Genomic DNA, 13,685 nt, shown 5'->3' on the forward strand with positions numbered 1-13,685 from the left:
AAATCTGGCAACAATATTTCCCGCTGATATGTCAGCCTTGCTGACCATTCTTCTCCGATGACGCATCCGCGCGCTTCGGAGCAAATCGATGAATTCGACGATAGGGGACGGGGACGCAGGCGCGGCGATCGGGCCGAGCCGCCTCCGGACTCGCCCGGGAGACGCCGCCATGACCGCGATCGACGCCAGAGACCCCCTCCTGCCGCAGGCTCAGGGCCTCTACGATCCGTCCAAAGAGCACGATTCCTGCGGCGTCGGCTTCGTCGCCGATCTGCACAACGCCAAGAGCCACGAGATCGTCGAGATGGGTCTGCAGATCCTGCTCAATCTCGATCATCGCGGGGCCGTGGGCGCCGATCCCAAGCTCGGCGACGGCTGCGGCATTCTCGTGCAGATTCCGCACCAGTTCTTCAAAGAGGAATGCGCCAAGCTCGGCTTCGCGCTGCCGGAGCCCGGCCATTACGCCATCGGCCAGTTCTTCCTCTCGCGCGACGATGCGGAGCGCGCCAAGGCGAAGGAATTCATCGAGGCGGCGGCCGCGTCCCAGGGGCTCGTCGTGCTCGGCTGGCGCGACACGCCGGTCGATTCGAGCGATCTCGGCGAGGCGGTGAAGGCGGTCGAGCCGGTGCATGGCCAGGTGTTCATCGGCCGCGGCGAGGCCGTGACCGACGACATCGATTTCGAGCGCCGGCTCTATCTCGCGCGCAAGACCGCCTCCAACGAGATTTATGCGCGGGGGCCGGCGGCTCGCGAGCATTATTCGGTTTCCGTGTCCTCGCAGACCATCGTCTACAAGGGCATGGTGCTGGTCTCGCAGCTCGGCGAATATTTCCTCGATCTGAAAGACCCGCGCTTCATCAGCGCCATCGCGCTGGTGCATCAGCGCTTCGCGACCAATACTTTCCCGTCCTGGCGCCTCGCGCACCCGTACCGCTTCGTCGCGCATAATGGCGAGATCAACACGCTGCGCGGCAATCTCAATTGGATGGCGGCGCGGCAGGCCTCCGTCGCCTCTCCGCTGTTCGGCAATGACATCGAGAAGCTGTGGCCGATCTCCTATGAGGGGCAGTCGGACACCGCCTGTTTCGACAATGCGCTCGAGTTTCTCGTGCAGGGCGGCTATCCGCTCGCCCATGCGGTGATGATGCTGATTCCGGAGGCCTGGTCCGGCAATCCGCTGATGGACGCCGAACGCAAGGCTTTCTACGAATATCACGCCGCGCTGATGGAGCCCTGGGACGGCCCCGCCGCCATGGCCTTCACCGACGGCCGCCAGATCGGCGCGACGCTGGATCGCAACGGCCTGCGTCCGGCGCGCTATCTCGTGACCGAGGACGGGCTCGTCGTCATGGCCTCCGAGATGGGCGTGCTACCGATCCCGCAGGAGAAGATCGTCCAGAAATGGCGTCTTCAGCCGGGCAAGATGTTGCTCGTCGATCTCGAGCAGGGACGCATCGTTTCCGACGACGAGATCAAGAAGGAGCTCGCCTCCTCGCAGCCTTATAAGCAATGGCTCGAGCGCACGCAGATAGTGCTCGAGGATTTGAAGCCCGTCGAGCCGCGCGCCTCGCGCGCCGATGTGTCATTGCTCGATCGCCAGCAGGCTTTCGGCTATTCGCAGGAGGAGTTCGACCTTCTGCTCGTTCCCATGGCCGTCACCGGCCAGGAGGCGATCGGCTCCATGGGCACGGATACGCCCATCTCGGCGCTCTCCGACAAGCCTAAGTTGCTCTACACCTATTTCAAGCAGAACTTCGCGCAGGTGACCAATCCGCCGATCGATCCGATCCGCGAGGAATTGGTGATGAGCCTCGTCTCCTTCATCGGCCCGCGCCCGAATATTCTCGATCACGAGGGCTCGTCGAAGAAGAAGCGTCTCGAAGTGCGGCAGCCGATCCTCACCAATGAGGATTTGGAAAAAATCCGCTGCATCGGTCATATCGAAGACAGCTTCGACACCAAGACGCTCGACATCACCTATGACGCCGCGACCGGCGCCGCCGGCCTGCGCGAGGCGCTGAACCGGCTCGGCGAGCGCGCCGAGAAAGCGGTGAACGGCGGCTATAACATCATCATCCTCTCCGACCGCATGGTGGGGCCGGATCGCATTCCGATTCCGGCGCTGCTCGCCACCGCGGCCGTGCATCATCACCTCATTCGCCGCGGCCTGCGCACATCGGTCGGCCTCGTCGTCGAAACCGGCGAAGCGCGCGAGGTGCATCATTTCGCGCTGCTCGCCGGCTATGGCGCGGAGGCGATCAACCCCTATCTCGCCTTCGAGACGCTCGAGGCTTCGACCGAGGATTTCCCCTCCGACGTCGATGGCCCTACGGCGATCAAGCGTTTCATCAAGGCGGTCGACAAGGGCCTGCTGAAGGTCATGTCCAAGATGGGCATCTCGACCTATCAGTCCTATTGCGGCGCGCAGATTTTCGACGCCGTGGGCCTGGCGCAGGGCTTCATCGACGAATTCTTCCGCGGCACCACGACGCGCGTCGAGGGCGTCGGCCTCGACGAGATCGCGGCCGAGACCGTGCGCCGTCACAAGGACGCTTTCGGCGATGTGGCGATCTATCGCGACGCGCTGGATGTCGGCGGCGATTACGCCTTCCGCATTCGCGGCGAGGCGCATAGCTGGACGCCGCAGACGATCTCTCTGCTGCAGCATGCCGTGCGCGCCAATGCGCAGGACAAATATCGCGCCTTCGCCAAGCATCTCAACGAGCAGGACGAGAAGCTGCTCAATCTGCGCGGCCTGTTCCGCGTCAAGACGGCGGAGGAGGATGGACGCGCGCCCGTGCCGCTCGACGAGGTCGAGCCGGCGAGCGAGATCGTCAAGCGCTTCTCCACCGGCGCCATGTCCTTCGGCTCCATCTCGCGCGAGGCGCATACGACTCTCGCCATTGCGATGAACCGTATCGGCGGAAAATCCAACACGGGCGAGGGCGGCGAGGAGCCGGAGCGTTTCAAGCCGCTGCCCAATGGCGACAGCGCGCGCTCGGCGATCAAGCAGGTAGCTTCCGGGCGTTTCGGCGTGACGGCGGAATATCTCGTCAACTCCGACATGATCCAGATCAAGATGGCGCAGGGCGCGAAGCCCGGCGAAGGCGGCCAATTGCCCGGCGACAAGGTCGACGCGGTGATCGCCAAAGTGCGCCATTCGACGCCGGGCGTCGGCCTCATCTCGCCGCCGCCGCATCATGATATTTACTCGATCGAGGATTTGGCGCAGCTGATCTTCGATTTGAAGAACGTCAATCCGCGCGCCAATGTCTCTGTGAAGCTCGTCTCCGAGGTCGGCGTCGGCACGGTCGCCGCCGGCGTCTCCAAGGGCCGCGCCGATCATGTGACGATCTCGGGCTATGACGGCGGCACGGGCGCCTCGCCGCTCACCTCCATCAAGCACGCGGGCAGCCCGTGGGAGATCGGCCTCGCCGAGACGCATCAGACTTTGGTGCTGAACAATCTGCGCGCGCGCATCGCCGTGCAGGTGGACGGCGGCTTGCGCACGGGCCGCGACGTCATCGTCGGCGCGCTGCTCGGCGCCGATGAATTCGGCTTCGCGACGGCGCCGCTCATCGCGGCGGGCTGTGTGATGATGCGCAAATGCCATCTCAACACTTGTCCTGTCGGCGTCGCGACGCAGGATCCGGTGCTGCGCAAGCGCTTCGTCGGCCAGCCCGAGCATGTCATCAACTTCTTCTTCTTCGTCGCCGAAGAGGTTCGCGAGCTGATGGCGGCAATGGGCTATCGCCGCTTCGACGAGCTGATCGGCCAGATGCAGATGCTCGACAAGGAGAAGGCGCTCGCCCATTGGAAGGCGAAGGGACTCGACTTCTCCAAGCTGTTCCACAAGCCGGCAGGCGAGGGCGCCGCGATCCGCCACAGCTTCGCGCAGGATCACGGGCTGGACAAGGTTCTCGACAATAAGCTCATCGAGGCGGCGCGCGCCTCGATCGACCGCGGCGCGAAGACATCCATCGAGACGGCGATCCGCAATGTCGATCGCTCGACCGGCGCGATGTTGTCGGGCGAGGTTGCCCGCATCTACGGTCATACGGGATTGCCCGAGGACACGATCGACATTCGCGCGACGGGCACGGCGGGACAGAGCTTCGGCGCTTTTCTCGCGCGTGGCGTGACGCTGCGGCTCGAGGGCGAGGCGAACGACTATGTCGGCAAGGGCCTCTCCGGCGGCAAGGTCATCGTCTATCCCTCGCGCGACGCCAAGCAGATCGTGCCGGAGAAGTCGATCATCGTCGGCAACACATTGCTCTACGGCGCCATTGCGGGCGAGGCTTATCTGCGCGGCGTCGCCGGCGAGCGCTTCGCCGTGCGCAACTCGGGCGCCTATGCCGTCGTCGAGGGCGTCGGCGACCATGGCTGCGAATATATGACCGGCGGCGTCGTCGTCGTGCTCGGTCAGACGGGCCGCAATTTCGCGGCCGGCATGTCGGGCGGCGTGGCCTATGTGCTCGATGAAGACGGCGGCTTCGCCGAGCGCTGCAATCTCGCAATGGTCGATCTCGAGCCGGTGCGCGACGAGGAGACCGCGATGACGCAGAGCTATCATCAGAGCGGCGATCTCGAGCAGCATGGCCGCGTCGATGTGATGACCGATATGACGCGGTTCGACGCCGAGCGTCTGAAGCATCTCATCTCCAATCATCTACGCTACACGGGTTCGACGCGCGCGCGTGCGATCCTCGACGATTGGGAGAATTACAAGCCGAAGTTCCGCAAGGTGATGCCGGTCGAATATCGCCGCGCGCTCACCGAGCTCTTGGCGCGCAGCCAGAGCGGCGAGAAGCTGAAGGCGGCCGGCGAATGATCGGGCGCCGGCGCGCATTACGCCGCCGGCGCTTCGACCCGCACATGAAGCACTTCCGGCGGCGCGCCGAAGCGCACCGGAAGCCCCGTGCATCCCAGACCGCCGGAGACGACGAGATGCTTCTCGTCCTCGACGATATGGCCATAGACATAGCGATTGCCGAAACGAGATGGCACGATCGGCGCCCAGCCGAAGAGCCGCACCTGTCCGCCATGCGTATGGCCGCAGAGCGTCAGAGCGACGCGCTCCGACACATCGGGAAAAACGTCGGGCTCATGCGCCAATAGGATGACAGGATCGTCGGTCGTGACGGCGGCGAGCGTCGCCGGCAGATCGTGGAGCCCTTTCCATCGGCGCCGTCCGACGGAAATCGCATATTGGTCGGCGAGGCCGGCGAGCCAGAAGTCGCGGCCGCGGCTGTTCAGGCGCACGGTCGCATTCTCATAGACGGGAATCCCATTGTCCTCGAGCGCGCGGCGCGCGATCACATCGCCGCCGCCGCGGCGCTGAACATTGCGATCGTCCCACATGTCGTGATTGCCGAGGATCGCATGGACGCCGAGCGGAGCGCTGAGACGCGAGAGCGCGCGCGCCCATTGCGCCGCGGGGATCGGCGTGGCGAAATGATGCAGTCCGGCGACATAGTCGCCGAGCAGCACGATGACGTCCGGCCGGAGCGCATTCATCCGATCGACGATGGCGTCGATGCGCTCGATCGACATCCAGGGATCGCAGGCGTGGAGATCGGAGAGCGCTGCGATCTCGAGCGCGAAGCCCTTCGGCCAATTGCGTGGCGCGACGCGATAGCGGGCGACGCGCGGTCCCTGCAGCGGACCATAGCCGAAGGCGTAGGCCGCTCCCGCGAAGGCGGAAGCCGCTCCGGCGATCGCGCCCTTCAGGAAGGCGCGCCGGGTCAGGATGCTCATGACGTCTCCCTCATGGCGTCATTCTGGCCTCGAACAGACGCATGACGTCTAAGCCGATCAATGCGTCCGTTTCGAGTCACGCTGCGCGGGCGGCGTCGTTCGGCTCATCTCGGCGCGGGGAAGGGGCCTTCGTCGAGGTAATAGCCATAGATCGGCCCAGGCCTCGGCGGAATCGGATCGGCCGCCGTATAGGCTCCAGGGCGATAGACGCGGTCATAAGGATTGCTCTCGGGCGCGTAATACGCCGGCTCTATATAAGGCGCAGGCGCGAATTCGCTCGCGCGATAGCGCGGCCGAGCGGACTGCCGCCAGTCCTGCGCATCCTCCGCCGCTGCGACGCGGAAGCGCGGTGGCGCTATTGCAGCGCGAGCATAGGCCGGCTCCGGCTCCCGCCAGCGGCGCGCAGGATGGGCGGGGCGACTATGCCGGAAATTCGCGGCGGCCCGAGGAGTAAAATCATCGGGACCGAGCCCGCGAATGACGACCGGCCCTCGCGCGCCGGCGATGGATGGGCCGGGAAGGCCAAAGAGCGCGGCCAGCAAGGCCGCTGACAGAATCGTCGCACTGATACGCATGATCGGAGCCTTTCGTTTCGAAGCAGAGCGCGGCAGGGCGGAAATTTGCGCCGACGTGTCAAATCGGCGCGGCTCCCTGTCGCGCGCCTGCCAGGAGCAAGGCGCGTTCCCAATTCGTTAACCGAGATTTTCCGCTAACCGAGCTTGGCTTTCAGCGCATGGCCGGCGAGCGTCTTGCCGAGCGACCAGACCGCTCCCGGCGCGTGATGCGCGTCGGCGATGACCTTGTCGAAGGAGCGCTCGATCAGATCGCAATCGAAATCGTCGATGGTGAGCGGCGGCAGCAATTTGATCGTGTGATTGCCATGGCCGGCGACCTGAGTCAGCACCTTGTGCTGCTCGAACAACGGAATGCTGATGAGCTGGCAGAACAGGCCCGAATTGACCGTCTCCAGCAGATTCCACGCGGCTTTCAGCTTCAGCGAACGCGGCTCGCCGAATTCGATTCCGATCATCAGCCCCTTGCCGCGCACATCGGCGACGAGCTCATAGCGCTCGGCCATGGCGCGGAAGGCGGCGAGCAGACGCTCGCCCTTGGCGGCGGAGTTCTCGACGAGCTTCTCGCTCGCGATGACCTCGAGAGTCGCGAGGCCGGCGGCCATTGCGAGTTCATTCTTGCCGAAGGTGGAGCCATGCACGACCGCGCGATCCATGCGGTCGAACATTTTGTCGAAGATCCATTTGCGCGTCAGCACGGCGCCGACGGGGACGTGGCCTCCCGACAACGCCTTGGCGACGAGCAGGAGATCGGGCTCGACGCCATAATGCTCGATCGCGAAGAATTTTCCGGTGCGGCCGAGGCCGGTCTGAATCTCGTCGGCGACGAACAGCGTCCCATATTTGCGGCAGAGCGCGGCGGCTTGCGCGAGATAGTCCGGCGCCGGCATGTTCACGCCCTTGCCCTGAATGGGCTCGACGAAGAAGGCCGCGACATCACGATGCCGCAGCGCCTCCTCGAGCGCGACGAGATCGTCGAACGGAATCTCACGCGTATCGGGCAACAGCGGGCCGAAGCCCTTTTTGAAAATCTCGTCGCCATTGAGCGACAGCGCGCCATAGGTGAGGCCGTGGAAGGAATGCGCGCAATGCAATATGCCCGCGCGGCCCGTCGCCGCGCGCGAAAATTTGATCGCGGCCTCGACGGCTTCCGTGCCGGAGTTGGCGAAGAAGACTTTGTCGAGAAAGGGCGCGAAGCCGAGCAGCCGCTCCGCCAGCAGCGCCGCGGGCACCGATACGTCGAGCTGAACAAGATTGGGCAGCTCCGCGCCGAGCACGCTCATCAGCGCCGCCCGCAGCGCGGGATGATTGCGTCCGACCGCGAACACGCCCCAACCGCTCAAGAGATCGAGATAGCGCGCGCCCTTGCGGTCATAGAGATATTGACCGGCGCCGCGCACGAATCCGACGTCGTAGCCGATCGTCTTCAGCACCCGTACCCACATCTCGTTGAGATGCTGCGAGTGCAGCGCGAAACGCTCGTTCTCGCGCTCCGCATAAAGGGAGGCGAGATCGAAATTCGGGGCGCCGCCGTCCTGCGCCAGGTCGCGATCGTCTCGCGGCGAAATAAAGGTCATTCGTTCAGCGTCCGTATCCTATAGGGGCGGCGCGCGATCTTCTCGCGGGAATTGCGGCCGGTCAAGCGCGCCACCCTCTGTGGCGGCGGCGCACTATGTCGCGGCTTCGTGCGGACCGCAACATATGGAAGAGCATATTGTTTCGCGCCGCTCTGTCCAGCGCGATCGCCGGGCCGCGCGGGGGGACGAGGCGCGCGTCGCGCGTCCGAATGTGGCTGTGGCGCCGAATCGCGCCGCTTTCATGGCGAAGACCGGCTCTGCGAAATCGCGCGCAACGCGGAAATTTCTCTCTCGCGACGCGGCGATCGCTCGCCGAAGGCGCTCGTACGGTATTTCGCGTAACTCGCGTCGATGGCGCGGAACGCCAAGCATTTTCGGGCTTTGTATCCACAGCGAAGGCGCTCGAGACAAAAAAGTCGGTTGGAGGAAAGCGCGGCGATGATATCTTAACCACAGTGATTCACGGGCGAGCGTCGCGATTCGAGTCTTCGAAGGCGAGCGGAGCGCATTCGTTCCGAATCGGCAGGGGGAGTTGGTCTGTTGGGCGCAAAAATTTCATTCCAGAATGAGTTGAGCGCGTCGGCCATCAATGTCGAAAACGGCGAAGCCGGGCTCGATCTCGTCGAAGTGTCCGGAACCATCAAGTGGTTCGACGTTTCGAAGGGATACGGATTCGTCGTTCCGGATGATGGCGGCGCGGATATTCTCTTGCATGTGACGATCCTGCGGCGTTCCGGATACCAGTCGGCCTATGAAGGCGCGCGCGTCGTTTGCGAAGCGCAGAAACGCGCCAAGGGAATGCAGGTGTTCCGCGTCGTGGGCATGGACGAGTCGACGGCCGTTCATCCTTCGCAGAACGGCGCCCCCCGCACCCATGTCCAAGTGGCGCCGTCGAGCGGCTATGAGATAGCCATCGTCAAATGGTTCAACCGGGTGAAAGGCTTCGGCTTCCTCACCCGCGGCGAGGGCACCGACGATATCTTCCTCCATATGGAGACGGTGCGGCGCTACGGACTTGCCGAGCTGAAGCCCGGCGACAGCGTGCTGGTGCGCTATGGCGACGGCCCCAAGGGCCTGATGGCGACCGAAGTGCGACCGCTGGAATCGGCGCTGCCGGCCTCGCATTAAAGCGGAGCGAGACGCACGCTTCCGGCCCGCTTTGTATTTCCTGATCGCAATGGCAGAATGGCCGTCGAGCGCGAGCGTTTCGACGATGCCGCGCTGCGTTCGGCGGTCGGAATGTGACGAGGGTGAACATGTCGGGTGAGTTGTCGCGGAGAGTCTCCGGCGTCGTCGTGACGCTTCTCGTCCTTCTTCTTTGCGCGCCTGTTCCGGGCCGCGCGAAGGAGGCGGGATCATCGCCTCCCGCGGTCAAAATGGCTGTCGAACCGCTCGAGATCGTCACGACGACCGGCCCACATCTGCTGCGCGTAGAGGTGGCGCGCACGCCGGACCAGCGCGAGAGGGGCTTGATGTACCGCACCGCGCTTCCTGCCGACGGCGGCATGTTGTTCGATTTTCATGAGGAGCGGCCGGTCTCCATGTGGATGAAGAACACGCCGCTTTCTCTCGACATGATCTTCGTGTCGCGCGCCGGCCGCATCGTCTCCGTAGCGCTCGGAGCGGAGCCCTATTCGGAACGGGTCATCTCCTCCGGCGGAGCGGCGCTCGCCGTCATAGAGCTCGCCGCCGGCGCGGCCCAGCGCTTGTCGATCTCTGTCGGCGACGTCGTCAAACATCCGATTTTCGACAGATAGGCGGCGTCGGCTCGCGCGCTCGCGCTTGTGAGCGGCGCGCCCTCGTGCTAGCGAGGCGTTCGGCGGGAAATGGGCTCCGCGGCCTATTCGCGAGACGGGGTATGGCGCAGCCTGGTAGCGCGGAAGTTTTGGGTACTTCAGGTCGCAGGTTCGAATCCTGCTGCCCCGACCATTGGCGCGGAGTCCCCGCCACAGCGCCGCTATTTCGTTCTGGCCGGCTCGCGAGCCGGCTCTTGCCGAGGCCGATATGACCGCACGCATTCACCGCCCGTCCCCCAGCGCGACGCAATCCGGTCCGGGACCGGCCAAGCCCTGGGTGCTCGAATTCGAGAACGAGACCCCGCGGGAGCTCGATCCGCTGATGGGATGGACAGGCACGTCGGACGCCAAGGCGCAGATCAGGCTGCGCTTCTCCACCAAGGAGGAGGCGATCGCCTACGCCGAGCGACGCTCGCTCGTCTATCGCGTGGAGGAGCCCAAGCCCGGCGCGCCGTCGCGCCGCATTATGTCTTATGCCGATAATTTCAAGACGCAGCGCGTCGGCCAGTGGACGCATTGACGCCGCGACACCGCCGCCGTCACGACCCCGTAGCTCAGCCGGATAGAGCAACCGCCTTCTAAGCGGTAGGTCGCTGGTTCGAATCCAGCCGGGGTCGCCATGCGGTCGACGACCGGAAGCCTTTCGTCGCGCTCCGCCCGGTGTTCGATTCGCACGAGCCGATGATTTTCCCTTCGATGCTTTTTTCGCAGCGCCTGCCGAAGACGGCGCAGACCGAAGTTGGTCGGAGTCCGGCGTCTCGACGACGAAATCGTGACCGAGACGGCGCCGACCGAACATGCTAGATTGCGACGATCGACTCCGTAGCTCAGCTGGATAGAGCAACTGCCTTCGAAGCAGTAGGTCGTAGGTTCGAATCCTACCGGGGTCGCCAGCAAGCGCATTATGCGCTCGTCCGATTTAGATTAAGAGATACGAATCTATGTCGAGCGCGCGCTCCTCGAGTCGAGGCGGCAGAGCCATCGCCCTCTGCATCGCGAGCGTCGTCGCCGCAAGCGTCACGAAGCAGCTTCTTCAAGATTGGTTCGGCCTGTCGCGCCCGGTTGGCCTCGGACTCTATTTGTTGCTTTTCGGCGCAATATTTTTCTCTGCCTCTCTATTCACGCATAGGCCGCGCTGACGTGATCTGCGTTTGCGCCTCCGCGCGCAAACGCCCCGCCTGTTCATCCGATGTCGGGCGAAAAATAGCGCTGACGTCATCGATGCGAGAGCGAGCTCGTCGGCGCGCGAGCACGGCCGCCGTGGCGCGCCAATTCGATCGTTCTGTGTGAATTCCCACACCGCTTTTTTCGAGCACGGGCTATTTCGTCGCCATCGGCCGCCGCGAACCGAAAGGCGAGGGTCGCCGCATTTTCTCGAAATGGATTGGGAACCAGATCATGCGCTACGAGATCATCATTCACAATCAACACGCCAGTCAGCCGCTGATTTTCATCGCGGTCGCGGATGCGATCGAGGCGGCGCCTGCGCCGATCACGCCGAATATTCCTGCGGGCGGCCTGGGCGCAGCGCGCGTGAGGGTCAAGTCCGTCCCGGTCAATCCGGTCACGCCGAACGTCGGCAACGGCGGCCATCCGGGCGGAACGATCTATTATTCCCGAACCGAGGCGACCGTGCTGCGATACTACAAAATCTCCATCTTTCCGCCGGTCGCCGGAGGATTTGTCGCCGTTCAGCGCTGCTCTCCGACCGGGGTGGTCCCCAATCCTCAAACGGGAAACTACCAGGCCTATGGAACTGTGTTCATGCCGACCGGGCCGAAGCTGGCGGTGAGCAAATTCGTGCATGCCGGCGTGGTGCGGCTGTCCTTGACCATTTAGAGTCGAGCGCACAGCATTCGCGCTGTGGCTTCGACCGTGGCGGCGCTGCGACAGTCTGGCGATTTCCGCCTCGGCCCGGCTGCGCGGCGCATTTCCGCCTTGACGGTCACGGCTCCGCCTGTCTCCAATGGGACCATGGCTTCGTCTCGGGCGCATATCGGCCGGCTGCACGGCGCGCACGCCGCGCTTGCCGCGGCGTGGCTGCTGCTCCAGGCGATCGTCGGCGTCGCGCAGGCGAGCGCGCCTTTTGCGCAGTCGGGCTGGGCCCTGTCTCTGGGAGCCGACCAGCTCTGCGACATCGGGTCCGGCGATCGCGCGCCGGCGAAGCGCGACCATTCGCATGCACAGTGCATCTTGTGCCGCGTCTGCTCGCGCGATGCGCCGCCGATCGCGCTATTCTCGGAGCCGAAGCCCGAACCCGCGCCACTCCGCGGGGCGCTCTACGTTCCATTCCAGAGCCGGCGTCCCCCGCCGCCGATCGGACGGCGGAGCCTATTTTCGTCACGCGCGCCGCCGCCGTCGTCGATCGGCCGATCGACTACATCACTCTGATTTCCTCTTCTTTCGGTCTCGTCCGTCGCGTCCCGCGCGCCGCCGAGACCGCCGCGGGCGGCGGCGAATGTCGACAAAGAAATCTCATTTCATTCGCGATCTGTTCGTGCGCAACAGGCGCGTCCTCACGGCCTATCTCACGCGCCGCGTCGGCGCGGACGCTGCCTCGGACCTGCTGCAGGAGACCTTCGTGCGCGCGCTGCGGCACGAGCGGCTCGACGATGTCGCCGATCCGCCGGCCTTTCTCCAGCAGATCGCCGCCAATCTGACGCGCGATTTCGCCAGACGCCGACGCACCGAAACCAAATATCTGAGCTTCCAACAGTTTCTCGGCGAGAGGCCGAACGGCGACGCGCCGCAGGACGAGATCGTCGACCATGATCGCCGCGCGCGCCGCCTCGCCGCGGCGATCGAGGCTCTGCCGCCCCGCTGCCGGGAAGTGTTCGAGCTCTGCGCCTTCGAGGATCTGTCGTTTCCCGAGATCGCGGCGCGCCTCGGCGTCTCCGAGCGCATGGTCCGCCAACATATGAGCATCGCCATGCAGCGTTGCTGGGCGGCGCTCGGGTGAGAGAATTTTTAGCCCCGACCTTCCTTTTTTCGCTTTTCTGCGTCGTATTCGACAGGCGCGCGCCGTTCGTCGCGCGTGGAGCGACGACGCGATGACGACGGATGACGGCGCCCTCCACGCGGCGGCGATTGAATGGTGGATTCGGGAGACGGCGGGCGAGCTCGTCGGCGAGGCGCGCGCCGAATTCGACGCCTGGCTCGCCGCCGACCCCGCCCACGCCCGCGCCTATGCCGATATTTCCGGAATGTTTGCGCAGGCGCGGGAGCTGCGTCCGGCCCGCCGGCCGCAGCAGCGCCTCGCGCGGCCCGGACGCGCGGCCGCCTGGGGCGGATTGCTCGCCGCCTCTATCGCCATCGCCGTTTGGTTCGGCGATCTTTCCCTGCTGTGGCGCGCCGACCATTCGACTGGCGTCGGCGAGCGTCGGACGGCGATCCTCGCGGACGGCTCGCGCGTCGAGCTCGATGGGGCGTCGGCCGTCGCCATCCATTTCGAGGCGGGGCGTCGCCGCGTCCGATTGCTGGCGGGCGAGGCCTGGTTCGAGGTCGCGCCCGATCCGGCGCGGCCCTTCGTCGTCGAGGCGGCGGGCGGCGAGGTGACCGCGCTCGGCACGGCCTTCGACGTCGCGCTGACGGCGGGCGGGGCGCGTGTCGCCGTCGGCGAGCATAGGGTGGCTGTGGCGAGCGGGGGCGGAAAAGTCATTGTCGCAGAGCGCCAGCAGACCTCCTTTGCGGCGGAGGCCCCCGCCGCGCGGCCCGGCGATGTCGCGGCGGAGGCGATCGGCGCCTGGCGGCGCGGCGCGCTCGTCGTCGAGGACCGCCCGCTCGGCGAGGTTCTGGCGACGTTCGGACGCCACCGCCATGGGCGCGTCTATTGTTTGTGGCCGTCGATCTGCGCGCGGCGGGTGAGCGGCGTCTTTTCCGCGGCCGAGCCGCTGACCGCCTTGCGCGAGATCGAGTTCTTTCTCGGCCTGCGCGCGATTCACCTCACAGATTATCTGATCGTGTTGACCGATTGAGCCGCGCCG

Annotated in this window: 11 protein-coding genes and 3 tRNA genes; 11 read left to right on the forward strand and 3 right to left on the reverse strand. The window is 65.1% G+C overall.

The genetic code is table 11. The annotated features are described in order from the left end of the window. Positions 1 to 169: 169 nt before the first annotated feature. Positions 170 to 4,831 carry a glutamate synthase large subunit gene (gltB, locus tag IY145_RS19595; RefSeq protein WP_196409744.1) on the forward strand — a complete coding sequence of 1,554 codons (4,662 nt, stop codon included), beginning with the start codon at positions 170 to 172 and terminating at the stop codon, positions 4,829 to 4,831. Positions 4,832 to 4,848: 17 nt separating this feature from the next. Here the strand turns inward: gltB and IY145_RS19600 are convergent, their stop codons facing one another. The 3 genes from IY145_RS19600 to IY145_RS19610 all read right to left on the reverse strand — a co-directional run bounded on the left by IY145_RS19600 (position 4,849) and on the right by IY145_RS19610 (position 7,906). Then, positions 4,849 to 5,751, reverse strand: coding sequence for a metallophosphoesterase (locus IY145_RS19600; protein WP_196410627.1), 903 nt, complete (start codon positions 5,749 to 5,751; stop codon positions 4,849 to 4,851). A 110-nt stretch (positions 5,752 to 5,861) separates the two neighbouring features. After that, positions 5,862 to 6,332 (reverse strand): hypothetical protein, encoded by a 471-nt coding sequence (locus IY145_RS19605; protein ID WP_196409745.1) that lies wholly within the window; start codon positions 6,330 to 6,332, stop codon positions 5,862 to 5,864. A gap of 134 nt (positions 6,333 to 6,466) precedes the next feature. Next, positions 6,467 to 7,906, reverse strand: a complete 1,440-nt coding sequence (locus IY145_RS19610) for an aspartate aminotransferase family protein (protein WP_196409746.1) — start codon at positions 7,904 to 7,906, stop codon at positions 6,467 to 6,469. A gap of 540 nt (positions 7,907 to 8,446) precedes the next feature. Here IY145_RS19610 and IY145_RS19615 point away from each other — a divergent pair. From IY145_RS19615 to IY145_RS19660, 10 genes are all read left to right on the forward strand, one after another. Next, positions 8,447 to 9,034 (forward strand): cold-shock protein, encoded by a 588-nt coding sequence (locus IY145_RS19615; RefSeq protein WP_409455315.1) that lies wholly within the window; start codon positions 8,447 to 8,449, stop codon positions 9,032 to 9,034. Positions 9,035 to 9,162: 128 nt separating this feature from the next. Beyond that, positions 9,163 to 9,663, forward strand: a complete 501-nt coding sequence (locus tag IY145_RS19620; RefSeq protein ID WP_196409747.1) for a DUF192 domain-containing protein — start codon at positions 9,163 to 9,165, stop codon at positions 9,661 to 9,663. A gap of 95 nt (positions 9,664 to 9,758) precedes the next feature. Beyond that, positions 9,759 to 9,835, forward strand: a tRNA-Pro gene (locus IY145_RS19625). Positions 9,836 to 9,910: 75 nt separating this feature from the next. Beyond that, positions 9,911 to 10,222 carry an ETC complex I subunit gene (locus tag IY145_RS19630; RefSeq protein WP_196409748.1) on the forward strand — a complete coding sequence of 104 codons (312 nt, stop codon included), beginning with the start codon at positions 9,911 to 9,913 and terminating at the stop codon, positions 10,220 to 10,222. A gap of 23 nt (positions 10,223 to 10,245) precedes the next feature. After that, positions 10,246 to 10,322, forward strand: a tRNA-Arg gene (locus IY145_RS19635). 196 nt (positions 10,323 to 10,518) lie between these two features. After that, a tRNA-Arg gene (locus IY145_RS19640) sits at positions 10,519 to 10,595 on the forward strand. A gap of 505 nt (positions 10,596 to 11,100) precedes the next feature. Continuing rightward, positions 11,101 to 11,541 carry a hypothetical protein gene (locus IY145_RS19645; RefSeq protein WP_196409749.1) on the forward strand — a complete coding sequence of 147 codons (441 nt, stop codon included), beginning with the start codon at positions 11,101 to 11,103 and terminating at the stop codon, positions 11,539 to 11,541. A 24-nt stretch (positions 11,542 to 11,565) separates the two neighbouring features. After that, entirely contained in the window at positions 11,566 to 12,093 is a 528-nt protein-coding gene (locus IY145_RS19650; RefSeq protein ID WP_196409750.1) for a hypothetical protein, read from the forward strand. 67 nt (positions 12,094 to 12,160) lie between these two features. Further along, complete coding sequence (locus IY145_RS19655; protein WP_196409751.1) at positions 12,161 to 12,661, forward strand: RNA polymerase sigma factor; 501 nt, start codon at positions 12,161 to 12,163, stop codon at positions 12,659 to 12,661. Between the two features lie 91 nt (positions 12,662 to 12,752). Then, positions 12,753 to 13,676 (forward strand): FecR domain-containing protein, encoded by a 924-nt coding sequence (locus IY145_RS19660; protein WP_196409752.1) that lies wholly within the window; start codon positions 12,753 to 12,755, stop codon positions 13,674 to 13,676. Positions 13,677 to 13,685: the final 9 nt, after the last annotated feature.

Origin of the sequence: Methylosinus sp. H3A (genome assembly GCF_015709455.1) — a bacterium.
In the GTDB taxonomy this organism is placed as follows: Bacteria; Pseudomonadota; Alphaproteobacteria; order Rhizobiales; family Beijerinckiaceae; genus Methylosinus.

Excerpts from the sequence above, each read along its gene's own strand:
- gltB (WP_196409744.1), top strand. The coding sequence starts at position 170 with ATGACCGCGATCGACGCCAGAGACCCCCTCCTGCCGCAGGCTCAGGGC.
- IY145_RS19605 (WP_196409745.1), bottom strand. The coding sequence starts at position 6,332 with ATGCGTATCAGTGCGACGATTCTGTCAGCGGCCTTGCTGGCCGCGCTC.
- IY145_RS19610 (WP_196409746.1), bottom strand. The coding sequence starts at position 7,906 with ATGACCTTTATTTCGCCGCGAGACGATCGCGACCTGGCGCAGGACGGC.
- IY145_RS19620 (WP_196409747.1), top strand. The coding sequence starts at position 9,163 with ATGTCGGGTGAGTTGTCGCGGAGAGTCTCCGGCGTCGTCGTGACGCTT.
- IY145_RS19630 (WP_196409748.1), top strand. The coding sequence starts at position 9,911 with ATGACCGCACGCATTCACCGCCCGTCCCCCAGCGCGACGCAATCCGGT.
- IY145_RS19645 (WP_196409749.1), top strand. The coding sequence starts at position 11,101 with ATGCGCTACGAGATCATCATTCACAATCAACACGCCAGTCAGCCGCTG.
- IY145_RS19655 (WP_196409751.1), top strand. The coding sequence starts at position 12,161 with ATGTCGACAAAGAAATCTCATTTCATTCGCGATCTGTTCGTGCGCAAC.
- IY145_RS19660 (WP_196409752.1), top strand. The coding sequence starts at position 12,753 with ATGACGACGGATGACGGCGCCCTCCACGCGGCGGCGATTGAATGGTGG.